This is a genomic window from Okibacterium endophyticum, from assembly GCF_054780075.1.
Window position 1 is genome coordinate 207,915 of sequence record NZ_BAAGXA010000004.1, and the last position, 25,006, is coordinate 232,920.

General features: G+C 67.5%; 19 protein-coding genes. 3 read left to right on the top strand and 16 right to left on the bottom strand.

The window, feature by feature from the left end:
• Window positions 1-141 precede the first annotated feature (141 nt).
• On the top strand, window positions 142-1,224 hold the full coding sequence (locus tag ACYVF5_RS03380) for a LacI family DNA-binding transcriptional regulator (protein ID WP_460943337.1): 1,083 nt from the start codon (window positions 142-144) through the stop codon (window positions 1,222-1,224).
• A gap of 39 nt (window positions 1,225-1,263) precedes the next feature.
• On the opposite strand, the gene ACYVF5_RS03385 is transcribed toward ACYVF5_RS03380, so the two are convergent.
• From ACYVF5_RS03385 to ACYVF5_RS03410, 6 genes are all read right to left on the bottom strand, one after another.
• A complete protein-coding gene (locus ACYVF5_RS03385) occupies window positions 1,264-4,104 on the bottom strand; it encodes an alpha-L-rhamnosidase (RefSeq protein WP_460943339.1) in 2,841 nt (946 codons plus the stop codon).
• Window positions 4,101-6,608, bottom strand: a complete 2,508-nt coding sequence (locus tag ACYVF5_RS03390) for a glycoside hydrolase family 3 C-terminal domain-containing protein (RefSeq protein ID WP_460943341.1) — start codon at window positions 6,606-6,608, stop codon at window positions 4,101-4,103. The genes ACYVF5_RS03385 and ACYVF5_RS03390 overlap by 4 nt, the downstream gene beginning before the upstream one ends.
• A gap of 38 nt (window positions 6,609-6,646) precedes the next feature.
• Window positions 6,647-7,519 (bottom strand): ATP-binding cassette domain-containing protein, encoded by an 873-nt coding sequence (locus tag ACYVF5_RS03395; protein ID WP_460943344.1) that lies wholly within the window; start codon window positions 7,517-7,519, stop codon window positions 6,647-6,649.
• Window positions 7,516-9,360, bottom strand: coding sequence for a dipeptide/oligopeptide/nickel ABC transporter permease/ATP-binding protein (locus tag ACYVF5_RS03400; protein ID WP_460943346.1), 1,845 nt, complete (start codon window positions 9,358-9,360; stop codon window positions 7,516-7,518). Before ACYVF5_RS03400 ends, ACYVF5_RS03395 begins: the two co-directional genes overlap by 4 nt.
• Window positions 9,357-10,298 (bottom strand): ABC transporter permease, encoded by a 942-nt coding sequence (locus tag ACYVF5_RS03405; RefSeq protein WP_460943348.1) that lies wholly within the window; start codon window positions 10,296-10,298, stop codon window positions 9,357-9,359. Before ACYVF5_RS03405 ends, ACYVF5_RS03400 begins: the two co-directional genes overlap by 4 nt.
• An 84-nt stretch (window positions 10,299-10,382) precedes the next feature.
• Window positions 10,383-11,900 (bottom strand): ABC transporter substrate-binding protein, encoded by a 1,518-nt coding sequence (locus ACYVF5_RS03410; protein ID WP_460943350.1) that lies wholly within the window; start codon window positions 11,898-11,900, stop codon window positions 10,383-10,385.
• Between the two features lie 170 nt (window positions 11,901-12,070).
• Between ACYVF5_RS03410 and ACYVF5_RS03415 the strand changes: the two genes are divergently transcribed.
• A complete protein-coding gene (locus ACYVF5_RS03415) occupies window positions 12,071-12,694 on the top strand; it encodes a TetR/AcrR family transcriptional regulator (protein WP_460943352.1) in 624 nt (207 codons plus the stop codon).
• A 67-nt stretch (window positions 12,695-12,761) separates the two neighbouring features.
• Here ACYVF5_RS03415 and ACYVF5_RS03420 read toward each other — a convergent pair whose 3' ends face one another.
• The 6 genes from ACYVF5_RS03420 to ACYVF5_RS03445 form a co-directional block, all read right to left on the bottom strand.
• Entirely contained in the window at window positions 12,762-13,190 is a 429-nt protein-coding gene (locus ACYVF5_RS03420) for an RbsD/FucU family protein (protein WP_460943354.1), read from the bottom strand.
• Window positions 13,190-14,101, bottom strand: a complete 912-nt coding sequence (locus ACYVF5_RS03425; protein WP_460943355.1) for a ribokinase — start codon at window positions 14,099-14,101, stop codon at window positions 13,190-13,192. Before ACYVF5_RS03425 ends, ACYVF5_RS03420 begins: the two co-directional genes overlap by 1 nt.
• Window positions 14,102-14,177: 76 nt before the next feature.
• Window positions 14,178-16,886, bottom strand: a complete 2,709-nt coding sequence (locus ACYVF5_RS03430; RefSeq protein ID WP_460943357.1) for a family 78 glycoside hydrolase catalytic domain — start codon at window positions 16,884-16,886, stop codon at window positions 14,178-14,180.
• A 180-nt stretch (window positions 16,887-17,066) separates the two neighbouring features.
• Complete coding sequence (locus ACYVF5_RS03435) at window positions 17,067-17,903, bottom strand: carbohydrate ABC transporter permease (RefSeq protein WP_460943359.1); 837 nt, start codon at window positions 17,901-17,903, stop codon at window positions 17,067-17,069.
• Complete coding sequence (locus tag ACYVF5_RS03440) at window positions 17,900-18,892, bottom strand: carbohydrate ABC transporter permease (RefSeq protein WP_460943361.1); 993 nt, start codon at window positions 18,890-18,892, stop codon at window positions 17,900-17,902. Before ACYVF5_RS03440 ends, ACYVF5_RS03435 begins: the two co-directional genes overlap by 4 nt.
• A gap of 5 nt (window positions 18,893-18,897) precedes the next feature.
• Window positions 18,898-20,193, bottom strand: a complete 1,296-nt coding sequence (locus tag ACYVF5_RS03445) for an ABC transporter substrate-binding protein (protein ID WP_460943363.1) — start codon at window positions 20,191-20,193, stop codon at window positions 18,898-18,900.
• A gap of 182 nt (window positions 20,194-20,375) precedes the next feature.
• On the opposite strand from ACYVF5_RS03445, the gene ACYVF5_RS03450 reads away from it, so the two are divergent.
• Complete coding sequence (locus ACYVF5_RS03450) at window positions 20,376-21,404, top strand: LacI family DNA-binding transcriptional regulator (protein WP_460943365.1); 1,029 nt, start codon at window positions 20,376-20,378, stop codon at window positions 21,402-21,404.
• Window positions 21,405-21,535: 131 nt separating this feature from the next.
• Here the strand turns inward: ACYVF5_RS03450 and ACYVF5_RS03455 are convergent, their stop codons facing one another.
• Genes ACYVF5_RS03455 through ACYVF5_RS03470 form a run of 4 tightly spaced genes read right to left on the bottom strand, consistent with a single transcriptional unit; the run spans window position 21,536 to window position 24,998 of the window.
• A complete protein-coding gene (locus tag ACYVF5_RS03455; protein ID WP_460943367.1) occupies window positions 21,536-21,847 on the bottom strand; it encodes a putative quinol monooxygenase in 312 nt (103 codons plus the stop codon).
• Window positions 21,848-21,874: 27 nt separating this feature from the next.
• On the bottom strand, window positions 21,875-22,831 hold the full coding sequence (locus ACYVF5_RS03460; RefSeq protein WP_460943369.1) for an NADP-dependent oxidoreductase: 957 nt from the start codon (window positions 22,829-22,831) through the stop codon (window positions 21,875-21,877).
• Window positions 22,828-24,237 carry an FAD-binding oxidoreductase gene (locus ACYVF5_RS03465; protein WP_460943371.1) on the bottom strand — a complete coding sequence of 470 codons (1,410 nt, stop codon included), beginning with the start codon at window positions 24,235-24,237 and terminating at the stop codon, window positions 22,828-22,830. Before ACYVF5_RS03465 ends, ACYVF5_RS03460 begins: the two co-directional genes overlap by 4 nt.
• On the bottom strand, window positions 24,234-24,998 hold the full coding sequence (locus ACYVF5_RS03470; protein ID WP_460943373.1) for an SDR family NAD(P)-dependent oxidoreductase: 765 nt from the start codon (window positions 24,996-24,998) through the stop codon (window positions 24,234-24,236). The genes ACYVF5_RS03465 and ACYVF5_RS03470 overlap by 4 nt, the downstream gene beginning before the upstream one ends.
• Window positions 24,999-25,006: the final 8 nt, after the last annotated feature.

Genomic DNA, 25,006 nt, shown 5'->3' on the forward strand with positions numbered 1-25,006 from the left:
GTGGGATACGGGTTTGTTGCATATTAGAACGTACAAAACCGAAACGTCAACTGTGAACATACATCCTTACGAATTCAGGTCTTATCGTTCTGAATCGAGGAGAAATGATCCTTGTAACGTTTATCTTGATACCATTGAGACGTGAGTAGGCCGAGAAAACAGCAACCGCCGCCGACGCTGACGAGCATCGCCCGCTCACTCGGGCTCTCCCCCGCGACGATCTCGAACGTCTACAACCACCCGGAACGGGTCTCTGAAGCGGTGCGGGAACGTGTGCTCGCTGCTGCGGAGGCTGCGGGATATGCGGGACCGGACGCCGTCGCCCGTCGTTTTCGTCGTGGAAAGTCCGAAACGATCGGCGTCGTCTTCACCGACGAGATGTCGTTCGCTCTGGCAGACCCGGCCTCGGTCTCACTCCTCGCCGGTCTCTCCACCGTGCTGCAGCAAGCTCGGCTCAACCTGCTCCTGTTGCCCGCGGGCCCGCCCCTCGGCGACTCGCGGGTGTCCAACGTTATGGGGGCGGTCGTCGACGGTTTTGTGGTCTACTCCGTTCCGGAAGGCGACCCGCACCTCGCCGCTGCCCTCAAACGACGTCTGCCCACCGTCGTCGTCGACGAGCCGGAAGACGCGGGCGACGCCGACTGGCTGGGCGTGGACGACCACTCGGCGACTGCCGATCTCGGGCGTTATCTGGGCCGGCTCGGGCATCAGAGGGTCGGGGTCATCACAACGAGACTCGGCCGTTCGCGCCACAACGGGCCAGCGGAGGACGGGACATGGAAGGACGCGGCGTACTCGGTGCAGCGCAATCGCATCCACGGCCTCATCGAAGGCCTCTTCGGGGCCGGCGGCGGCCCGCTGGCGATCGAGGAGCGCTTCGAGAACACCGTCGAGGCAGGGACCACGGCGCTCCACGCCCTGATGCAGCGTCATCCCGACATCACGGCCGTCTGCTGTTTCGGTGATGTGCTCGCCATCGGCGCTCTCGAGGGAGCACGCCAACGGGGGCTGAGCGTGCCGGGCGACCTCACGATCACCGGCTTCGACGACATCCCCGAGGCGACTCGTGCGGGCCTCACCACGCTGCGCCAGCCTCTGTTCGAGAAGGGCAGGCTCGCCGGAGAGATGCTGCTCAGTCACCCTCTCGCCGATCATCCCCGGCGCAGATATCTGCCCACCACTCTGGAGGTCCGCGCGACAAGCGGACGTCCGGCAAAGAACTGACGTCGACCGGACGATGCCCGCCGAGGGTCGTTGATCGCCCTAGTCCACCCCGACAGCCGCGAGAGCGGCCTCGACGTCATCGGCAAGTGTCGGCGGCGTGAACATCAGGACCTGCCGCACGGTGAGGCCCTCTGACCAGGAGGTCTCACGCCGCACGGCGTCTGCCTTGCCCGGATCGTGGCGGGCGATGGCGTCGAGCAGGGCTCGGTAGGCGCGCGGGTCGTCGATGATCGAGGCCGTCGCCGAATCGAGACCGTACGGTCCGCTCGGAGCCGGGGACGGTGCATCGGGGACAACCCATTGGTGCCGGCCAGACCCGATGGTCGGTGCGTCGCCGACGAGCGTGCCGGGCAGGTCGACGACGGCTGTCGCGTTCGGTGGAACGGTGGCTGTCACCACGATCGCCCCGCCCTCGCGACGCCAGGCGACTTCTGCGGGCCCGTACGGGGTGGTGTGCCTGGCTTCGGCGTGGTCGAGACCCGCGATCGGCCGTGGTGCGATGCGCAGGCGACGGTAGCCGGGGGCATCGGGCGCGAGCCCGGCCACGGTCCGGTGGAGCCAGTCGGCGACCGCCCCGAGTGCGTAGTGATTGAACGAGGTCATCTCGCCGGGATTCACCGAGCCGTCCTCGAGCATGCTGTCCCAGCGCTCCCAGACGGTGGTCGCGCCCATGGTCACCGGGTAGAGCCACGAGGGGTTCTCGGTCTGCAGCAGGAGACGGCCAGCGGTGTAGACCTGGCCGCCGTCGGCCAGGGCGTCGGCCACAAGAGGTGTGCCGACGAAGCCGGTGCCGATGCGGTATCCGTCTGCGCGCACAAGCTCGGCGAGACGACGAGCGAGCCGCTCACGCACGTCGGGCTCGGTGACGAGACCGAATCGCAGGGCGAGGGCGTATGCCGTCGGCGCATCGGACATCATGCGCCCTGCCGGAGTGACGTATTCGGCGACGAAGGCGCGCCTGCTCCTCTCCGCCCGTTCGGCGAAGTGAGCCGCGTCCTCCGCGAGTCCGAGCACCGCCGCTGCGCCCGACACGATGCGAAGCGAACGGACCAGATAGGCGCTCGCGACGATGTCTGGGTCGACTCTGGACTTGGCCGGTTTGTCTGGAGGTGAGGTGGGGTCGAGCCAGTCGCCGTTCTGGAAGGCGCCTGACCACAGCCCGTCGGACGACACCCGCAGCACAACCTCGGCCCACGCGCGCATGCTCGGATATTGAGCCCGCAACAGCCCGCTGTCGCCGAACCGCTCGTACATCACCCAGGGCACGATCGTCGCCGCGTCACCCCATGCCGCCAGCGCGGGCGGTTCCCCCGGCCCCTCCAGCACCGAAGGCACGACCACCGGCACCGTGCCGCCGAGGCGCTCCTGCTCGAGGCTGAGGTCGCGCAGCCAGGACTCGAGGAAGCCGGAGCAGTCGTAGAGGAACGTCGCCGCGGGGGTGAAGACCTGCAGGTCTCCCGTCCAGCCGAGGCGCTCGTCGCGCTGCGGGCAGTCCGTGGGGATCGACAGGAAGTTGCCGCGCATGCTCCACACGATGTTCTTGTGCAGCCGGTTGAGCAGCGTGTGAGACGACTCGAACCAGCCGGTGCGGGTCATGTCGGTGTGCAGCACGATGGCTGTGACGGCAGCGGGATCCACCTCGCCAGGCCATCCGTCGATCTGAGCGTAACGGAAGCCGTGGAAGGTGAACCGCGGCTCGAAGACCTCGTCCCCCGAGCCGTCGAGCTCGAAGACGTCCGTCGCGGCGGCGTTGCGGAGCGGACGCAGGGCAAGCTCCCCGTCCTCGAGCACCTCGGCGTGCCGGAGCGTGAGGCGCGTTCCCCGTGGCCCCGTCACGCGCAGCCGGAGCCTGCCGACGAGGTTCTGCCCGAAGTCGAGGATCGTGCCACCGGAGGGCGAGCGGAGAACGGATGCCACGGGCACCTCGTCGATGCGCCGAACCGGTGGCGCCACTCGGGCCTCTGGGGCAGGGGTCGTCACCGGGAGGATCCGTGCGGCTGCCCAGTGCGCGTCGTCGAACCCAGGGGTTGACCATCCTGCCTGGCGCCGCCGGGCATCCTGATGCTCACCGCCGTAGAGACCGCTGTCGACGACCTCTCCCTCGCCCGAGGCGAGCCAGCTCTCGTCGGTGGCGACGGTCTCGCGACTCCCGTCGGCGTACTCGATCTCGAGCTGGGCGAGGAGCGAGGGCTGGTCTCCGTAGACGCGTTCGGCGAAGTCGAAGAACCCGTATTTCTCCGTGTACCAGGCGCCCGCGATGGTCGCGGCGAGCACGTTCTCCCCTGGCACGATCAACGCTGTGACGTCGACGGTCTCGTGCACGAGGCGGTCGCGGTAGCTTGTCCACCCGGGCGAGAGCACCGAATCGTCGACGGCCACACCGCCGAGTTCGAGCTCCGCAACGCCGAGCGCGGTCCAGAACAACCGCGCCCGCTCGATCGGCCGGTCGACGGTGAACGGGCGGCGGAGGAGCACCGGCTGTGCGGGACGCCCGGGATCGGCGAGCCCGATCGGCCGCGCCACCCACATCCCGGAGCCGAGGAAACCAGCCTCGACCCGAAGCGGGTCGCTCCAGTCCGTCGCACGTCCAGACAGGGCCGTCGCCCGCACACGGACTTCGCGCGACTCGCCGGGCAGAAGCGGCGCGAAAGGCCACTCCACCAGCACCGAGTCCGGTCCGTCGAGCAACACTGTCTCGTCGCCGCTTCTCAGCTCGGCCGCCCCCTGGAGCCAGTCCGGCTCGGTCGTCTCGACCGTCCAGCTGAGGCGGGGCGTCGGAGTGCCGACCATCGGGCTGTCGTCGCGCGACTCGGCGCGAAGCCGGCCGATCCGGGCAGGAGGACGCCCCTGTTCCTGTGTCGCCGTCTCCGTATCGGTCACTGCGCTGCCCCTTCGTGCTCGTACTGATCGATTGTGGTGACGTCGTCGGTCGTGTGGATGCCGTTGTGCCGACGGGCCGGCGCCATCGTTATCGTGTTCGAGACGCGCAGGTCCGCGACCGAATCGCCCACCGAGAGGGTGAACTCGCCCGGTTCATACTGCCACCCGTCTGACCAGTGCGCGAAGGCGCGCGCGGAGAGATCGACGCTCCACGCGACGGTCCGTCCCGCCGCCGCCCGGACGACCGCGAAGCCGATCAGCCAGCGCACGGGACGGTCCACGGTCGAGTCGGAGCGTTCGGCGTACACCTGGAGCACGTGTTTGCCGGCGCGCTCACCCGTGTTCGTTGCGGTGCCGACGAGGCGGGCGTCGCCCGCCTCGAGCGACCCGTCGACGGCTGTGTCGCCGATCGTCCACGTGGTGTATCCGAGACCATGGCCGAAGGGGAACAGCGGTTGTGTCCCGGCGCGCAGCCAGGCCCGATAGCCGACGTGAATGCCCTCGTCATAACGGAGAACACCGTTCTGCGGGGAGACGTCGACCACGGGGACGTTGCCGAGTGCGACAGGCCACGTGGTCGTCAGGCGTCCACCCGGTTCGGCGAGGCCGAACAGCACGTCGGCGAGAGCCGATCCCATCTGCTCGCCCCCGAAGTAGCCGAGCATCACCGCCTGCACCTCGTCGATCCACGGAAGCTCGACCGGAGAGCCGGCGTTCACGATCACAACCGTGTGCGGATTGACCGCGGCGACCGCCCGCACCAGTTCGGTCTGACGGCCGGGGAGCTCGAGGGACGAGCGGTCGTAGCCCTCAGACTCGACCTGCGAGTTCGTGCCGACGACGACGATCGCGACGTCGGCCTCTGCGGCCACCTGCACCGCCTCGGCGAGGAGTCCGTCCGGGTCTGAGTCGTCTGGAGCGAGGCCGAGAGTCACCGAGAACGTGTTGGGCGCGCCCGGTCCGCCCTGCAGTTCGAACTCGGCCCGCAGCTCGACCGGCACCCCGCTGGTGACGTCGACGACTCCGGTGGCCGATGCGGGGGCGAGGAATGCCGCTCCCAGGTCGGTTCCCTCGACGAACGGTGACTCGTCGAGGATCAGCCGGCCGTCGACGAACAGCCGCCCGTGCGCCGACGTCGCGAATCCGAGCTTCAGGGTCTCGCTCCGCTCCGGCGTGTAGACGGTGTGAAGCACCAGGCGGTGCGCCTCCTCCACCGGGGCGTCGCCTCCGAACCAGACGAGGGCCGTCGACCGCCGCGGCTCGGAGAAGAGGGAGCGGCCCTCGTCATCTTCGAATCGAGCCACAAGACCGGGTTCACCCGTTTCCGGGTTGGTGAGCCGGTTGAGGGGGATGCTACTGACGCCTTCCTGCACAACGGCGCCAACGGCGTAGTCGACGCGCGCGTTCGGCAGAGCCGACCTGATCCCCTCGAGCGGGCTCACAACGTGCTCGGGCAGAACGGTGGCGCTGCCTCCCCCCTGAGAGCGGGCATCCCTGGCGTTGTGGCCGATCACCGCGACACGCGACATGGCCGCCGGCTCGAGCGGCAGGATGCCGTTGTTGGTGAGCAGCACGGTTCCCTCGGCCGCGGCTTCCCGGACGAACGAGACGCCATCCGCCCCCTCGGGTCGCACAGGCTCTTCGCCGGCGAGGGCGCCGACCCGATCGGCGAGGGCGAGCAGGCGCAGCACTTTGCGATCGACATCGCTCTCGTCGGCCTCGCCGTTGCGCACCGCCGTGAGGAGCGCATCGCTCCAGGCCTGCGCCGGGCCCGGCATGGCGAGGTCCTGAGCGGCGGGCACCGACGCGAGGCTTCGCACGGCGCCCCAGTCGCTGATCACGACCCCGTCGAATCCCCACTCGCCGTTCAGCGGTGTCTCGAGCAGGTCGTTCTCGGTCATCGTCACGCCGTCGACCGAGTTGTATGCGGTCATGATCGCCCACGCACCGGCTTCGACGGCGTGCTCGAACGGCAGCAGGTAGAGCTCACGCAGAGCCCGCTCGTCGACGCGCACGTCGACCGTGAATCGGTCGGTCTCGGAGTCGTTCGCGACGTAGTGCTTGGGCGTGGCCGCGACGCCGTTGTGCTGAAGACCGCGCACGTAGGCCGCTGCGAGCACCCCCGTAAGCAGCGGGTCTTCGCTGAGGCATTCGAAGTGCCGTCCGCCCAGCGGCGAGCGGTGCAGGTTGATGGTGGGCCCGAGCACCACGTCGACCCCTTTGCGGCGCGCTTCGCCCGCGGCGACGACCCCGTAGCGGTGCGCGAGACCCGCGTCCCACGACGCGGCCATCGCGGTGGCGGACGGGAAGTTCAACGACGGATGGCGTTCGTCCCACTCCGGCCCTCGCACCCCGGCCGGCCCGTCGGAGACCACCATGGCGCGGAGCCCGATGGAGGGCAGCGCCGCTGTGGTCCAGAAGGTGGCGCCCGAGACGAGCGAGACCTTCTCCTCGAGGGTGAGCTGGCCGAGCAGCCGGTGAAGATCGGCGGTCGAGCGGGTCATTGAGTGTCCTCTTCCATGGTGTGTGCGGGGAGCGCGAATCACACGGCGCCGACGCCGGCGCCGGCCTGCTCATCGGCCTCGCGCTGCGCCTCGAACAGCCGGCGGCGGTCGTTGCGACGCTGCTCCTGCCGGTCGGGGTCGGGAACCGGTGCGGCCATGAACAGGCGCTGCGTGTATGGATGCTCGGGGTGCGCCGTGACCTGATCGCACTCGCCCGACTCGACGATCTCGCCCCGGTACATCACGGCGACCCTGTGGCTGATGTGCCGCACGACCGCGAGGTCGTGGGAGATGAAGAGGTAGGCCACTCCCGTGCGCTCCTGAATCTCGATGAAGAGGTCGAGCACACGCGCCTGCGTCGAGAGGTCGAGCGCCGACACCGGTTCGTCGCACACGATGAGCTTCGGGTCGAGAGCGAGCGCCCGCGCGATAGCGATGCGCTGCCGTTGACCGCCCGAGAACTCCCGGGGAAGCCTGCTGCGAGCATCCGCCGGCAGCTGCACCTGGTCGAGCAGAGCGCCGACACGGGCCTTCGACTCGGCGGCAGACACACCGCGCACCGTGAGGGGCTCGATCAGGATCTGCTCGATCGTGAGCGACGGGTTCAGCGACGAGTACGGGTCTTGGAAGACGACCTGGATCTCGGAGCTCAGCTCGCGCCGGGCACGCGGGCTCATGTGCCCGATCTCTCGGTCGCGGTAGCGGATGCTTCCGCCGGTCACCGGCGCGAGGCCGAGAACCGCACGGCCGAGTGTGGTCTTGCCAGACCCGGACTCGCCAACCAGCCCGACCGTCTCTCCCGGTCCGATGTCGATCGACACACCCTTGAGCGCGCGGAACGGCTGAGCTCGGAAACCGGTTCCGGGGTATTCCACCTCGAGGTCGGTCACCTGGAGCAGGGTCTCGGTCATCGGCTTCCTCCGGCCTGGAGCGATCCGAGCGGAGGGCGTGCGGGGCCCTCGTCGAGGATCGCGGCGAGCAGCGATCGTGTGTAAGGGTGTTCGGCGTTCCGGAAGATCGACCGCACAGGCCCCGTCTCCACGATCAGGCCCGACCGCATGACCGACACACGATCGCAGAGGTCGGCGACGACACCGAAGTTGTGTGTGACGAGCAGCATCGCCATTCCCCGCTCGCGCTGAAGGTCTCGCAGCAGATCGAGCACCTCTGCCTGCACGGTGACGTCGAGCGCCGTGGTCGGTTCGTCGGCGATGACCAGATCCGGGTCGGTCGACACGGCTCCGGCGATGAGCACACGCTGTGCCATCCCTCCCGAGATCTCGTGCGGGTAGGCGGCGAAGGTGCGCTTCGGGTCTGGTATTCCGACCCGGTCGAGCAGGTCGAGACCGTGCGCTGTCGCGTCTCGCTTCGAGAGGCCGAGGCTCACGCGAAGGGGTTCGACGAGCTGACTGCCGATCGTGAAGGCAGGGTCGAGGTTCGACATCGGCTCTTGGGGGATGTAGCCGATCCGCTTGCCGCGGATCGCCGTGTACTCCCGTTCGCCGAGCCCGGACAGGCGCGCGCCGTCGAAGTCGATCGTGCCGCCGTGGATGCCGCCCCCGTCGGGGAGGAGACCGAGGATCGCGAAAGCGGTCTGGGTCTTGCCGGAGCCGGATTCCCCGATCAGGCCGTGCACCTCGCCCTTTCGGATGTCGAGCGAGACGCCGTGCACCACCTCTGTCACCTGTCCGCCGGGCTGGTCGTAGCCGACACGGAGCTCCTCCACTCGCAGGAGGACGTCCGGCGACGTTCTCGCGGTTCCGGTGTCGTCGGTGTGCTCGATCGTGGCAACCCGGCCCGCGACGTGCTCCGCAGCCACTGTCGCGGCAGATGCGGCGATCGCCGCTGGTCGGCGCCTGCGCCGCTTCGCCGTCGTTCGCTCGAGTTCGTCGCGCATAACGTTCGCCAGGATCGTGAGGGCGATGCAGGTCAGCGCGATCGCGAGCGACGGCCAGAGCATCAGTGTCGGAGCCTTGTAGATGTTCCCGAAGCCGTCGTTCAGCATCCCGCCCCAGGTGGGCACGGAGAGATCGCCCAGTCCGAGGAACTCGAGGCCGGACTGGATGGCGATGGCGATGCCCGCGATGATCGCGGACTGGATGATGATCGGCGCCCGAACCACCGACAGGATGTGTCTGGTGATGATGCGGGCGTCGCTGAGGCCGGAGACCCGGGCCGCGTCGACGTAGAGCTCGGAACGAACAGCCGTGACGGCCGCGTAGACCAGGCGGAAGTATGCGGGTGAGAGCAGGATGCCGAAGATCAGCATCGCGAGCCAGACCGAGGGTCCCAGGACCGCGCGCGCGGCCAGCAGCACAACGATGCCAGGCAGCGCCATGGTGAGGCTCGTGACCCACGACGACACCGAGTCGAACCAGCCACGGTAGTAGCCCGCGATGAGTCCCGCGCTGACACCGACCACGACCGCCACCACAAGGGCCAGGAGCGCGGCGGCGATGCTGACCTGTGTCGCGGCCAGCAGCCGTGACAGCACGTCTCGGCCTCCGCTGTCCGCACCGAGGGGGTGCGCCGCGCTCGTCGGGGCGAGCACGTCCGCGATGGACGCCGCGTTCGGGTCGTGAGGGGTGATGAGTGGTCCGAAGATGGCGACGAGCACAACGAGCACGAGGAACCCGAGCGAGAGCGCGCCGAGAGGCTTTCGGACGATACGACGCAGCAGAGAGCCGCGAGCGGCGGAACCGGCGGCGGGGGCGGGAGCGACGAACGGTTCTGGGGTGATCGCCGTGGTCATGACAGTCTCACCTTCGGGTTGAGGGCGGCTTGAGCCAGGTCGATGAGGAGGTTGACGACGACCACAACAACGGCCGTGGCGATGACGACGCCCATCACGATGGGGATGTCTCCGGAGGTCGTGGCCTGCACGGCGAGCTGTCCTATCCCGGGCAGCGCGAAGATCTGCTCGATGATCACCGCTCCGCCGAGGAGCCCGATGAACTGCACGGCCAGCACGGCGAGGGCGGGGCCGCCCGCGTTGCGGAGCACATGTTTGTAGACCACGCGGTTCATCGGCAGCCCGCGGCTGCGGAGGGTGCGCACGTAGTCGCGGGAGAGGGCGTCGAGCACGGACCCGCGCACCTGCTGGGCGACGCTTGTGATGGCTCCGATCGAGAGGGCGGCGACGGGCAGAGTGACCGAGGCGATCCATCCGGACACGGAGGTCGTCAGCGGCACGAAGCCGGTGGCCTTGAAGAGGTGCAGGTTGATCGCGAAGACGATCACGAGCGCGAGGGCGATGAGGAATCCGGGGACGGCGAAGCCGATGACGGACAGGAACTGCACAACGGCGTCGATCCAGCCGCCTCGCCGCGCGGCGAGGATGCCGAGCACAACGGAGATGATCGCCGACACGACTGTCGCGCCGATGACGATGGAGAGCGTCACCCCGAGCCGACTCGTGACGTCTGCACCGACGAGCTGACCGGTGAACCAGGATCGACCGAGGTCTCCCTGCACGGCCGAGCCCACCCAGTCGAGGTACTGCGTGACGAGGGGGCGGTCGAGACCGAGCTCGGAGGCCTTCTTCGTGACCGTCTCAGCCGTGGCCGACTGGCCGAGGATCCGGCGGGCGATGTCACCCCCGCCCAGATAGAGGAGGGTGTAGGCGATCACCGAGATGACGACGATCAATATGGCGCCTGAGAGCAGGCGCTTCAGAACGAAACCGAACATGGGGACTCCGGGAGGACGTGCGCAGACGCTGTGGGGACGCCCGCCCGCCGCGATGACCGCGACGGGCGGGCGAGGCGCGGGCCGCTAGGACTTCGGGGTGAAGTCGTAGATGTTGGGGTTGGTGTTCGTCGGCAGCACCTCGACAGAGGTGTTCGCGTCAGTCGCGTAACTGCCCTGCACTCGATACCACGGTGCGAACCAGGCCTGCTCGACGATGTAGGCGTTGAGCTCCTTGGCCACCGAGGCCTGGGTCTGCTCGTCGCCGAACTGGATCTGCTGGATGTACTCGTTCACCTTCGGGTCTTCGTATCCGAAGGGGTTGAACGTCGCGGTGGGCGCGATCATGAACTGGATGAGCTGCCAGTCGGGATTCTGCTCCAGGGGGAAGAACGCGGCGGGATACTTCGCGCCGAGCACGTCGGCGAAGTAGTTGTTGCCCGGATCGGTGTACTCGGTGGTGATCCCGATATCCGCCAGCTGCTGCGTGATGAGCGTGAACGTGGAAGCGCTGATGGCGGAGCTCGGAAGGGCGAGGGTGAACCCGTCGGGATAGCCGGCCTCGGCGAGGAGCTCCTTCGCCTTCTCTGGATCGTAGGCGTAGCGCTCGTCGAGCTCGGGGTCGTAGGCCGCCGAGGTGGCGGGGAAGACCTGCTCCGTCACGGTCCCGTTGCCGTCCTGCAGAGCCGTCAGCAACCCCTCGCGGTCGAACGCGTGGTTGATGGCCTGACGCACCCTGACGTCGCCCAGCGCGGGGTTCATCGTTCCGGCGCGGTCCAGCAGCAGCAGCCCCTGAAAGTCGAGCTCGTTGGCGTTGATGGTCCAACCCGCTCCTTCGACCTCGGCGAGGTTGTCGTTGTTGGCGAGCTTCGCGGCGTTGACCTCACCTGCCTTGATCGCGTTCAACGCTGCTGTGGGCTCGGTGTAGACGTTGATCGTCAGCGCGTCGTAGTGCTGCAGGTCGGGATTCCAGTAGTCCGGGTTCTTGGTGTAGACGTACGTGGTGCCGGTCACCGTCGAATCGGTGTCGAGCACGTAGGGGCCCGAGCCCACCGGGTCGGTCGCGAGGCTCTCGGGGTCGTCGAAGGCCTCGGCGCTCGCGACGAGGCCCGCATCGCGAGTCAGGTAGTCGAGCAGAGCCGGGTCTGGCGCGGTCAGGGTGATGACGACTGTGCTGTCGTCTGGCGCGTCTATCGAGGACACTCCGGCGAAGGAGCCGGCGTTCGGAGACGTGCCGTCCTTGTAACGCTGCAGGTTCTGCCTGACGACATCCGCTGTGAGCGTGGACCCGTCGGTGAACGTGACATCGTCACGGATCGTGAGGGTGAGAGCTGTGTTGTCCTCGTTGTACGACCAGTCGGTGGCGAGGAACGGTTCGATCTCCCCCTCAGGCGTTGCGAGCAGGAGAGTGTCGAACACCGCCTGATAGTACGTCGATCGGTTGCCCCACTCCGCACCCGCCGGGTCGAACGTGGTGGGTGCCAGAATGGCGCCGAGCGTCAGCGTGCCGCCGTCTGCTTCGCCCTCTCCGTTGTCTGCCGAGCACCCTGACAGGGTGAGAACGGCGGCGAGCGCGACGGCTGCTGTGACCTTCCATCGGAACATCTTCGGTCCTTCTTGACTGGGGCGATCCTCCACTGAATCGCCAGGTGGAACAGAATGCTAACATGAAATCCAAGCGATCACTAGATTTTCGTTTCTCGCTCCGCGGGCTGGCCCGCACAGCGGCGATGGCGAACGACTAGGGTGTTTCCATCGCTGTGAAGGGAAGCCAGATGACGAAGCTCGACACCGCGCAGAGCGAGGGCAAACGCCGCGGCGCGTACGCGAAGACCGGTATGAAACGCGCGGCCATTCTCGACGCCGCCCTCGCGGTCTTCGCGAGATCCGGGTACCGCGCCGGCTCGATACGCGAGGTGGCCGAGACCGTCGGCATGAGCGAAGCCGGCCTTCTCCACCATTTTCCGAACAAGAGCGCCCTGCTTGCCGGTGTGCTCGAACTGCGCAACCAGCACTCGGCGGACTTCGTGCCGCTGGACCCGCAGAAGCCGCGCGAAACCCTGCGCGGGCTGGTCGCCCTCGCCGCGTACAACGTCTCAGTACCCGGCGTTGTCGAGCTCTACTGCGTGCTCTCGGCCGAGGCGACCGCTCCTGAGCATCCGGCTCACCGGTACTTCGCCGACCGCTACGCGCGGACCCGCTCCGACCTGACCGGCCAGTTCGAAAGGCTGGCGGAGCAGGGCGACCTGTGTCAGGGGACGACTCCGGATGCCGCCGCGCGGATGAGCATCGCCGTGATGGACGGCCTGCAGGTGCAGTGGCTCCTCGATCGCAGTTCGGTCGACATGGCCGCGGAACTGCGCAGTTTCCTGCAGGGGCTCGTCACGTTCACCCTGTGATGCTCCCTCCAGACGCCGGACACAGCGGCGTGACGCATACGTCACCTGTCGGCGCGCCCGTCGGGTGTCAGCGCACAACACCTTTGATCAGGCCGAAGCAGCCGTACGGCAGGGACTCCCCCGTCGCCACAACGGCTGACGCTCCCGCTGCTCGGCGGTAGAACGCGAAACGCTCCACGGGCTCGACCCCGATGGGGCGCCCCTCTACTCGTTCCACGAGAGCCGCGACCCGCTCCTGCAGTTCCGTCGGCTCCCCTCCCCCGTCGACCGGACGCATCCGATAGACGGGCTGCTCGACGAAGTCGTCGACGGGCAGGAGCGAGAGGATCGCTTCCATAGCGTCGAGGGTGTCGCTGCCATCGATCCGGTGCACGGGCACACCCGCTGCATATGCCGGGTAGTTGCGGTCGACCACAACGAGTTCGTCCCCGTGGCCCATACGCGCAAGGCTCGCGAGCAGCTCGGGGCCGATCAGCGAGGGGATTCCCTTCAACATCAGAGAACCCCGTTCCCGAGCTCTGACATCGTCGACGTGATCTCTTCCCACGTCGGCATCGACGTCGACGCCCCCGGCCGTGTGACGGCGATCGAGGCGCCGACGGTGGCCGCCGACAGCGCCTGGTCCAGCGAAGCGCCAGCGGCGAGCCTGGCGATGAGCACACCGACGAAGGTGTCTCCCGCCCCCGTGGTGTCGACGGCCCGAACCGACCGAGCGGCGCGTTCGAGGACGACCTCGCCCTCGCGCGCGACGATCACCCCGCGGCTGCCGCGCGTCACGATGACAGACCCCGTCTTCAGGCTGAGGATCTCAGCGGCCTCGGCATCGTCGCCGACCCCGGCCAGCTCACACGCCTCGTTCGCGTTGGGAATCAGATAGTCGGTGAGTTCGAGCAATCCGCTCGGGACGTCCATCACCGGCGCGGGGGTGAGCACGGTGGTGACGCCGGCTTCGCCCGCGAGCTCGAAAGCCTCGTGAATCAACTCGATGGGGCGCTCGAACTGCGCCACGAGGAACTGCGCCGACGTGATGAGACGGCGGGCAGCACTGTCCAGACGGGTGACGGCCGAGTTCGCGCCGGGGACAACGACTATGCTGTTCTCGCCGCCGTCGACGACCGAGATATGCGCGGTGCCCGATGGGGACGCCGAGACGACGACCCCATCGACGTCTATACCCTCGCGCACCAGCGCAGCCCGCAGCTCAGTGCCGAAAGCGTCGGCGCCGACAGCGCCGAGCAGCGCGACATCGCCGCCGGCCCTGGCCGCGGCCACAGCCTGGTTCAGCCCTTTGCCCCCCGGCACGGTGGAGAAGTCCGATCCGAACATCGTCTCGCCGGGAAGCGGCAGACGCGGCTGCCTCACAACGAGATCCATGTTGGCACTTCCGAGCACTGCGATCGACGACACGGTCAGAGCCTAACGCGAACTCTGCACGGGCGCGCAACGCGAGCGGCGTCCACAGCACGGGCACGACACACGCGAATCATGCTCTGCGCACCTCGAGGCGGTCGATCGCCTCTGCAAGCGACGCCTGGATCTCCCGGGATCGATACCGCACGAGATCACGCAGCGTTGTGCCGACTCCACGATCAGCGTGTGTCCTCTCAGCCAGCTCGGGCGCCAACGCCGACATCGTGGTGATCACGTCGTCCCAGGCCTCGCCGTCCTCACGAAGCTCGGCGATCTCGGTGTCCAAGCCACACAGACGTGCACGCCTGTCGAGCGATCGCCGCGGCGCGCGGACGATCCATGCGTGGCTGCCCTCCGCGACCTCCGCGACGAGCCCGTGCCCGGGCAGGTCGACAGTCGCCTCCACCGCGTGGGGGATCTCCACGGTGAGGCGCACCCGCTCGGAGTCGACGCGGCTCCAGGCCACGCGCACCGGGCCGTGCGCGGTGTCGAGCGCGGCGCCCGCGTGCTCGAGACCCTGAAGGAAGACGGGTTGGACGAGCACCCTCCGGTAACCGGGCTCCGCCGGCGCGATGCCGGCGATGCGCCGGTGCAGAAAGTCGGCGATCGACCCGAGCGCATAGTGGTTGAACGAGGTCATCTCCCCGGGGTTGATGGTGCCGTCGGGTCGCAGGCTGTCCCATCGCTCCCACATCGTCGTCGCCCCTTGTGTGACCTGATACAGCCAGGACGGGCTGTCGGTCTGCAGCAGCAGCCGTTCCATGACGTCGACCTCGCCGACGGCGAGCAGTGCGTCGCAGATCACCGGGGTGCCCAGGAAACCTGTGGTCATACGGAACCCGGCGCTGCGGACCAGCTCTGCGAGCCGAGCGCCCATGGCCTGTTCGATGCCGTCGTCCGGTGCAAGCCCGAACACGATGGCCATCGCGTAGGCGCTGGCGGTGTCGGAGACGAGGCGCCCATCGCTCGTCAGATATCTCCTCTGGAACGCCCGCTTCACCTGCGCCGACCGGGCAGCCGCACGCTCCGCCGCCTCGTTGCGCCCCAGCACTCGCGCGGCGCGCTCGAGCGTCGAGGCGGAACGGTAGGCGTATGCGGTTGCGAGCAGGCCCAGATCGGTCATAGAACGACCGGGGTCGTCGGCGGGGGCTGCCGGGTCCAGCCAGTCCCCGAGCTGGTACCCCCGGTCCCAGATGCCATCCGGACACCAGCGGGTCACGGCTTCCACCCAGTCCACCATGCTGGTGAACTGGCGCTCAAGGACCGCCACGTCCCCGTAGGCCTCATACAGCGCCCAGGGGACGAGCACCGCTGCATCCCCCCATGCCGCCGTTGGCGTTCGGATGTCGAGGATCGGGTCGGGAACGGTGGTCGGCACGACCCCGCCCAGCGCCCGTTGCTCGAGCTCGAGATCGCGGAGCCAGGATCCGAGGAAGGCTCGGACGTCGTAGAGGAACGCGGCCGTCGGGGTGAACACCTGGATGTCGCCGGTCCACCCCAGGCGCTCGTCGCGCTGGGGGCAGTCGGTCGGGATGCTGACGAAGTTCGAGCGAGTACTCCACACGATGTTCCTGTGCAGCTGGTTCAGCAGCGGATGCGACGTGGTGAATTCCCCCGTGCGGCGCAGGTCACTGTGCACGACCACTCCGGACACGTCGATGAGGTCCTCTCGACGCAGGCCCGTGAGTTCCGCGTAGCGGAACCCGTGGTAGGTGTGGTGCGGCTCGAGGACGGATTCCCCGTCCGGCAACGTCCAGCGGTCCTCGGCTCTGGCGCGCCGGAGCGGGCGGAGTGCGAGTTCTCCGTCGTCGAGCATCTCCGCGTGCCGCGCGATCACAACGTCCCCCTCGCGTCCACGCACACGCAGGTGGAGCCATCCGGCGATGTTCTGTCCGAGATCGACGCGGATGCGCCCGTCGGCGAGCTCCTCGATCGACGCCGGGGCGAGTCGTTGCTGGCGGCGTACCGCTGGCACGCCGACCGCGTTCGCCGCGCGAACCGGCCCGAGCGGGACGGCAGGGGCCCACTGCGGGACCCTGCGCAGGTCGCGGGTCTCCCCGTGGTAGATGCTCGCGTACGTCAGCGTCCCCGATCCGACCTCCCAGGTCTCGTCCGTCTCGACCACCGCGCCGCTCGGGCCCAACAGATCGAGCCGTGCCGCGACACCGGGCTGCTCGCCATACCTGTAGCCGAGGTTGTCGAGGTGACCGAAGTCCTCCGTGTACCAGCCGCCGGCCACCTCCACCTCGATCACGTTCTCACCGCTCTTCAGCAGCGGTGTCACGTCATGGTCCCGGAAGAGCAGGCGCTGCGGGTAGCTGGTCCACCCTGGCGCCAACACCTCGTCCGAGACGTCACGCCCGTTGACCGTCGCGCGATAGACGCCATGGGCGGTCACGCGAAGCGTCGCCCGGCCGTCGCCCGGTTCCACGGTGACGCGACGGCGGGCCACGAAGGGCATCGCGCCGTGCGACGGATCGGGGTGGCCGATCAACGGCGCCTCCCACACGGCTTCCTGGCCGCGAACCTCGATCTCCTCCGCTGAGGGCACACCTTCTCGCTCCAGAGCGAGGCGGGCGGGAGCATCGCCCAGGTCGGCGAACGGCCACTCGCTCTCCGCTTTGCCGCCCAGCCGGTCCAACTCGAGACGTTCAACCCCGCCTTCGGTCTTCAGACAGGCGACGACGGCGCCTGGATGATCGGGAGCCCAGCGGATCCGCGGGCGGCGTCCCCATTCGGCGTCGATGCCGTAGTCGACCTCGAACCGGTTGATGAGTGTCATGCAGATGTCCTTTCCCTGCCAATCGGCGGATCGCGCACGCACGAGACGCCTGCGCGCCACGAGCGCGCGAGTTCACATTCGGCCTCGGCACGCGCCACCGCGCCCGTTGCTCTCTGCCCTGCCGAACCGCCGGCCCCCATGCCGGCTTCATGGAGACCGCGGGCGGGGCTCCGTCGTCGTTCAGCCTTTGAGGGCTCCTTCGGTCAATCCCCCGATCACCCTTCGCTGCGCGAACACGTATGCGATCAGGAGCGGCAGCGCGGTCATGAGAACGTGAGCGAAGACGAGGTTCCAGCGCAGGCTCTGGGCGGAGCTGTTCGCGAAGGTGTACAGCGACAGCGGGAGCGTCTGTCGCCCTGCTCCCGGAATGAGGAACTGGGCGAAGAAGAAATCGCCCCACACCGTGATGATCAGGATCATCGCCCCGACGAACAGCGTCGGGCTCAGAAGAGGCAGCACGATCCGGAAGAAGATCTGGATGCGGTTGGCGCCGTCGAGCGCGGCGGCCGACTCCAAGTCCTCCGGCATGCTTCTGACGAACCCGGTGGCGAGGAACACGACGATGCCCATTCGTGTGCCGATCAGCACGAGGACGTATCCCAGCGTCGTTGTGTCGATGTTCATCGATTGCAGCAGGAAGATCGTCGGCAACAGGGTCGGGGGCATGAGCATCGACAACGCGATCACGTAGAACACGAACTGAAGCTTCCGCGACCGCCCGCGTCCGAAGGCCCACGCGGCGGACGCCCCGACGAGGATCACAACGACGATCGTCGGGATGCTCACCAGCAGGCTGTTGCCCAGAGACTGCAGATACCTGCCGTCGACGAAGACAGCTGTGTAGTTCTCGACCAACGCCCAGGTCTGCGGCAGTCCGAGGTTGAGCTCGGCCGCTTCGCCGGCGGTCTTCGCCGAGTTGACGAGGACCAGCCAGATCGGAACGATCACCCACGGGATGGCAAAGAGGCTCAACCCGACGTAGCGCGCTGTGTCGAGCCAACGTGGCTTGTGTCTCATATCTTCGCCTCTCGCTTGCGCAGCCACCATACGAGCGGGATGGCGACCACGATCACCATCAGAGTGACCATCAGGGAGAGCGCGCTGCCTGTCCCGAAGTTGCCCAGTCCCCACTGCATGCGGAGGAGGATGTTCAAGGACCGCGTCGCATCCCCTGGCCCTCCTCCTGTCGTCGCTGCGATCACGTCATATGCGCTGAAGGCGCCCACGAGCGTGACCACGACATTGAAGGTGAACGCCGGCGCGAGCAGCGGAAAGACCACGCGCCAGAAGCGTTGCCAGGCGGAGGCGCCATCGATGATCGATGCCTCGATCAGCTCGGCCGGGACGGCGTTGATGCCCGCGATGTAGACGAGCGTCGTGAGCCCGATCCACTTCCAGGCGTCGATGAACGCCACCGACAGCAGCGCTGTCGAGGCCTCACCCAGCCAGGCCCAGTCGAACCCGGGTGCGAAGAACGAGATGAATGCGTTCAGCGGGCCGTCTGGGGCGAGGATGCCGCGCCAGATGTAGCCGGCCGCGAGCGGTGACAGCAGGACCGGGACGAAGAAGAGCGACCGAAAGAACCCGTTCACCCTGGTCGCGTCCTTCAACCCGTAGGCGAGCGTCAGACTGACCGTGTTCTGGATGACCATCGCGATGACCGCGTATCCGGCCGTGACGGCCACGCCCTGGGTGAGGTACCCCTGATCCATCAACGACTGGAAGTTGTCCCAGCCGTTCCACGTGATCTCGGAGGAGTAGGTCGTCCAGTTGGAGAACGCGAAGCGCAGGTTGAGGATCTGCGGAACGACGAAGAACACTCCGACGAAAAGGATCGCGGGAAGAGCGAACCACCACAACCAGGCGCCTTTCAGACGGCGCCGGGCCGGAACCGGTTCCCCCTTCCGGCTTCCGCTCGTCAAGACCCTCGCCACTCGCCGTGCGAGGGGGAGCCGGCTCGAGGCCGGCTCCCCCTTCCGGCTTCCGTCCGAGAGAACCTCTGCCATGCGCGTCACCAGCCTTCGAGGCCCTGAGACTTCGCTGCTGTCGCGAGCTGACCCTGCAGGCTCGACGCGACCTCGGACGGCGATTTCTGCCCGGCGAGCAGCTCAGAGAGCAGAGCGGCCCACCCCTGCATTCCGCCGGGAAGATTCGCGTTCACAAGGGGGAACTGCGGGCCTTCGTCGTATGCCGCCTTCACGGCCTGCAGCAGCGGAGTGGCGTCGGCGGGGTCGTCGACACCCTCGATGACCGGGAAGGTTCCGGACTCGTTGACGTAGGTCTGGTGGTATTCGCCGGTTGCGAACTCGAGGAACTCCTGCGCGGCCTGCTCTTTCGCGGAGTCTCCGGTCTTCGGAAGCAGATAGGTCCCGATGGGGCCTGGGTTGACCGCTGTGGCCTTCGACTCTCCGCCGAAGGCGGTGAAGCCGACGGCCTCATCGAGCGCTGCCGGGTCGCCGCCAGCCGCGTCGAGGTAGACCGAGGCGATGTTCGAGTGGAGGGGCTGGTACGCAGCCTCACCCTCATAGACCTTCGAGACGGAATCCTCGAACGTCGCCGTGCTGACGTCCGAGTTCAGGCACCCGTCGTCGATCAGCGTCTGGTAGTCCTCCATGGCCTCGAGCACCGGGGAGTCCGGGGCGTCCAGGGTGGTCTCCTGTGTGATCACCCGTTCCGTGAAGTCCTCGGGAGCGAGCGAGCCCGCCACCAGGTGAGGCAATGCCTGTGGCGGCCAGATCGACGCTCCCGACTCTGCGATGGTCGTGACCCCGGCGGCAGAGAGCTGGCCGCACTGCGCGAGCAGCTCCTCGTAGGTGGTGGCCGGCTCGAGGCCGTGCTCGGCGAGGATCGACTTGTTGTAGTACAGACCCCAGACCTCGGGAAAGCTCGTGATCGCCGCATAGACGTTGCCGTCTGCGCCCCGGCCGCTGATGTCGTAGAGGTCGCCAGACGCCTCGACGAAACTCATATCGCTCAGGTCCTGCAGGTTCTGCGCACCGTTGAGCAAGTCGATGAGCGCCCCGACGCCGTGGAACTCGAGGATGTCGGGGCGGTCGCCTGACGCCCACTTGCTGAGGGTCGCCTCCTCGAATCCGTCTGAGCTGATGGGGATGAGCTCGATCGTGTTGCCAGACTCCTCCTCATACGCCTCGTAGAGGTTGAGGATGGCGTCGGGGTCCTGCGTGTTGTGCCACAGCGTCAGGGTCACACCCTCGTCACCCGCTGTGCCGCCAGAGCAACTGCTCACTGTGAGACCAAGGACCGTGGCGGCTATGGCCGCACCGACGACCTTCGCGTTTCGCTTCATGGGGGAATCCTCTCCGTTGAGATCAGCGAACGATAGGCCGTCCGCTTGTCAAGAACAGCGGCGGTTCGCTGTGATGCTCAAGCCGTTGCGACTTCATGTTACCCATAACACATCTGTCGGTCAACCTGCTCGCAAAGACAGCAATCCGACCGGCTAAGCTCTAGCTACCGAGAGGGATGGGTATGGACAAGAGCAAGTTGATCGGCCGAGCCAGCATGGCTGACGTGGGTCGGCTGGCCGACGTCTCAGCACAGACGGTGTCCCGGTACTTCACAGGCGGCTACGTGAGTGCGCAGACTCGGATGCGCATCGAGAGCGCCGTCAAGCAACTCGGCTACAGGCACAATCGCCTCGCACGCAATCTGCGGGCCGAACGCACAGACACGATCGGCCTCCTCATCATCGGGCCGCTGAATTACGGCAATGCTGAGCTTCTCACCGGGGTGAACAGCGCCGCACGAGAAGCGAATCTGTCGGTGATCTCAACCCAGTTGGGCGCGAATCCGGACGCGTCGATAACGGCGGGAGACGTGGAGGTCGCACTCGACCATTTCCTCTCTTTCCGGGTGGACGGCATCATCGCGGGAACCCAGTACGCCGAGATCGTCAAGCAGCTGGACGAATACTCGAAGGCCGTTGCCGTTGTGACGCTCTCTGAGGCCACCGGGCTCTCAGAGGACAGCGCCAGCGGTGACTCCTATGGTGCAGGGAGGATCGTTATGGATCACCTATTGGACCTCGGCCACCATCGAATCGTCCATCTCGGCGGCCCCTCCGGGCGCATCGAGACAGCTATCCGCTCACGTGCGTATCAGGACGCGATGGCCGCAGCCGGCCTTCAACCGATGCCTGAGCTGACGTGCACAGAGTGGAACGCGGCATCGGGAGCGGCTCAGGGCTCGTTCGCAGATCCGACGAGTTTCAGCGCGGTGTTCGCGGCGAACGACGCCCTCGCGTTCGGGTTCATGGGAGCCATGGTTCAACGCGGCTACCGTGCGCCGGATCATTACTCGATCGTCAGCATCGACGACATGCCGGATTCCGCCTATTTCTCACCACCTCTGACCACGGCGCGGATCGACTTCAAAGAGCTCGGGCGAAGTGCGATCGAGATCCTTGCCGAGCGCATCAGGACAGGGGCCAAGCAGCCCCACCGCACGATTCCCGCAACCCTCACCATCCGGAGGTCAACGGCACCTGCGACCAAGTGAGCACCGCGCCACACCTCGCAGCGGAACCCGTGGTGGCGGGGCGGAGTGCGCGGGCGAGAAGCATTCCCCGGTCGCAAATGGCGTGGCTCCAGGCGAATCCGCCTGGAGCCACTCTCTCAGGTGAGGGCCTCTCAGACGTCGAGCGTCTCGTACAGGTCGCGCACACGCGTCTCGAGTTCGGGGATCGCCTTGCCGAGGGCGTGCTCCTTGAAGTGCTCAGAGGCGCCGTGCGCGGCGAAGGCGTCGGCGTCGGTGTAGACCTCGAAGATGCGGAAAACCGTTGGCACGTCCGGATCGACGTAGGCCTGGTAGTAGATGTTGCCCGGTTCAGTGCGCGTCGCGGGCGAGAGATGCGTGAGCGCCTCCCGTACGATGTCTTCGCTGCCGGGTTTGACGGTCCAGGTGGCGTTGCAGACGAAAGCCATGGGGATGATTCCTTTCATTGAGGGTGGATGTGGTGCTCGGCCTGGTCAGATGCTGATGACGACCTTTCCTCTCAGGTGCCGTCCCTCGAGGAGCTCGAAGGCGGCGCGCACCTCTGAGAGGCTGAAAGAGGCTTCGATCGGGAGGATCAGCGTGCCAGCGGCGACCAGAGCGGCGATCGCCCCGAGGGTGACGGCTGACCGTTCGTATCGTCCGGGGGTCGAGAGTCCGAGCTCGGCGACAGCCGCATGGTCGACGATCGAGACGATCCTCTCGGGCGGGAGCCCCAGAGCGAGCCCGGCGTCGATGGTCTCGCGGCCGAAGTTGTCCTGCACGGCCGTGACGCCGTCCGAGGCGAGCGCACGGACGCGTTCGACGAGCCCGGGTCCGTATTCGACCGGGATGACGCCGATCTTCCTGAGAAAGTCGTGGTTACGCGGCCCCGCTGTGCCGATGACCGTGGCTTCCCGCGCGATCGCCAGCTGGCTGTAGAGCAGTCCCACTCCGCCGGCGGCGGCACTCACGAGCACGGTGTCGCCCGGTCCGATGTCGAGCACGTCGATGGCGGCGCGGGCCGTGAGCCCGGCCGTCATCAGCGAACCGGCCACCTCCCACGGCAGCTCCCGCGGCTTCAGGGTGAGGGTGGCCGCTGGTGCGATCACACGTTCGGCGACCGAACCGCGCTCCACCCAGCCGAGCACGTCGTCGCCGACGGCGATCTCGGTGCCATCGGAGTAACGGGCCCCGGGGGCTGCGGAGACGACTCGTCCGGCGACGTCCTGGCCGATGCCGTAGGGGAAGACCGGGTCGGGCTGGGGGACGACGCCGGAGCGCAGCTTGGAGTCGATCGGATTCAGCCCCGCGGCTCTGACCGCGAGGAGCACCTCTCCGTCGCCCGGAGTCGGGACGGGGAGCGTTACGATCTCGAGGACGTCCGGGCCTCCGAAGCGGTTGTACCTGACGGCGCGGTAGCCATCGGCGTCGTCGTGGGGGCCGCGGGTCACAGCGCACCCTCGATCTGCCAGTGGTTGCGATTGACCGTGGAATGGTCGCGAGCCAGATAGCGAGCGAACCGGCCCTCGGGATCGCGCTCGGCGATGATCCGCTGCAGCCGGGCGTACTGCTCGTCACCCATAACACGGAGCTGCCGGTTGGTCATGTCGCTGTCACCGAGATACTGGCCCACTGTCACCGGCTGGGCGTGCGCCATCGCCGCGTTGAGCCAGGTTCGGTGCGCCTCGTCCTGTGCGGGGTCGTTGTACACCATGTAGCTCGCGACGTACCCTTCGCTCTGCAGAGAGAACGCCATGTCGGGCAGCTCGCGCAGCGGGCCCATGCTGAACCAGATCGAGAAGGCCTCCGGCGTGGGCAGCTCGGTGAACAACGGGCGGATGCCCTCGACGACGTCTGCCACGTCGCCGTCGACCCAGACGTTGTCGACCACGTAACGGGCGTGCTCCGGGTTCATCCGCACCTGCTCCGCGCGTTGCGCGGCCAACGTCGACTCGGCGGCGTTCTGCGAGAAGATCGCGCGGTCGAGGAGCGGGTTGTCGGCGAAGGGCGCGAGCGCATCATCCGCTTCCTCCTTCGTGTCCACGAGTGCGACAGCGGTCACGAGCACAACCCGTTCCCGCTCGCCGCCAGGCACCGCCGCCTCGGGGGTCATGCTGACGACCACGAGCTCCACATCGGGCGACACCGTGCCGTGCATGCCGTAGATCCAGGTCATGACCTCGCTGAACAGGGTGATCGGGAACACCTGCACCGTGTGCCCGAGATAGCCGAAGCGGGGACGGGTCTGGATGTGGAACCTCACGACCACCGCCGGAAACGACGGTCCGGATCCGCGCGCGGCCCAATACAGGTCGGCGTGATGCTCGGCGTCGACGCGGATCAGCTGCCCGTCGGCCGTGACGACGTCGAGCCCGACGACGCTTTCAGCCGCCCAGCCCCAGCCGCGTGCGCACCAGCCCTGGCCGCCCTGCAGAAGAAAACCGCCGATACCGACCGTGGGGCAGTGCCCGCCGTTGAAGAAACGGCCATACGGTTCGAGAAGCGGGTCGAGCTCCTCGCCGCCCGTGACGGCCGGCTCCGCCGAGACGATTCCGGTCGTCTCGTTGTACTCGATGTCGCGCAGCAGGCCGAGGTCGATGAGCAGCGTTCCCTCGCGCACGCTCCAGGCCGCCCAGCTGTGTCCGCCGCTGCGGACGGCGACGCTCAGACCGTTCTCCCTGGCGAAGAGGACCCCGTCGACGACGTCCTGAACCGTCTCGGCGATGAGCACGGCCGCCGGCTGACGATCGGGGCGCCGACCGTTGAAGACCCGGCCGATCCGCGCCTCGTCGAAGTCGGGATGCTCGGGCAGGACGAGCCGGCCGGCGAAGGAACGGCCGGCGATGAGCGCGGTCATGCGAGGGTCGACCCTCCGCCGTCCACAACGAGGTTGACGCCGGTGATCCAGGATGCCTCGTCCGAGGCGAGGAAGAGAGCGGCGTTGACGATGTCCTCCGGCTGCCCGACCCTGCCCAGCGGGATGCGGGCGATGGTGTCTTTGAACGGCTGCGGGCCCGACTCGACGAGCCAGGCCGTCGACGGGGTCACGGTGAATCCGGGACTCACGGCCACCGCGCGGATGCCGTGTTTGCCACCCTCGGCCGCCAGCTGCTGCGTGAGCGAGATGACGCCGCCCTTCGCCGTTCCGTGAGCGTTCTGCTCCATAAAGTCGACGCCGCGGATCCCGGCGATCGAGCCGACGTTCACCACAACTCCGCCGTGCTCCATGAAGTGCGGCCAGATGGCCTTCGTCGCATAGAACACCAGGTCCAGCTCGTTGCGCATCACGTAGTCCCAGTCCTCCACCGAGAGGTCCTGGATGGGCGCGAACTTCGGCGACGAGGCGTTGTTGTACAGGATGTCCGCACCGCCGAACACCTCGAGCGCCCCGTGGATCCACTCGGCGGCCTGCTCGGCGTCGCCGAGGTCGACCGGAGAGAAGCTCTCGATCTCTCCTCCCGCCTCACGCACAAGCCGCACCGTCTCCTCCGCGCCGTCGGCGACGAGGTCGCAGCCCACAACGCGTGCGCCTTCCCGTGCGAAGGTGAGAGCTGCCGTGCGTCCCATTCCGCCACCGATCCCCGTGATCAACGCGATCTTTCCTGCAAGTCTTGGCATTGCTCTCC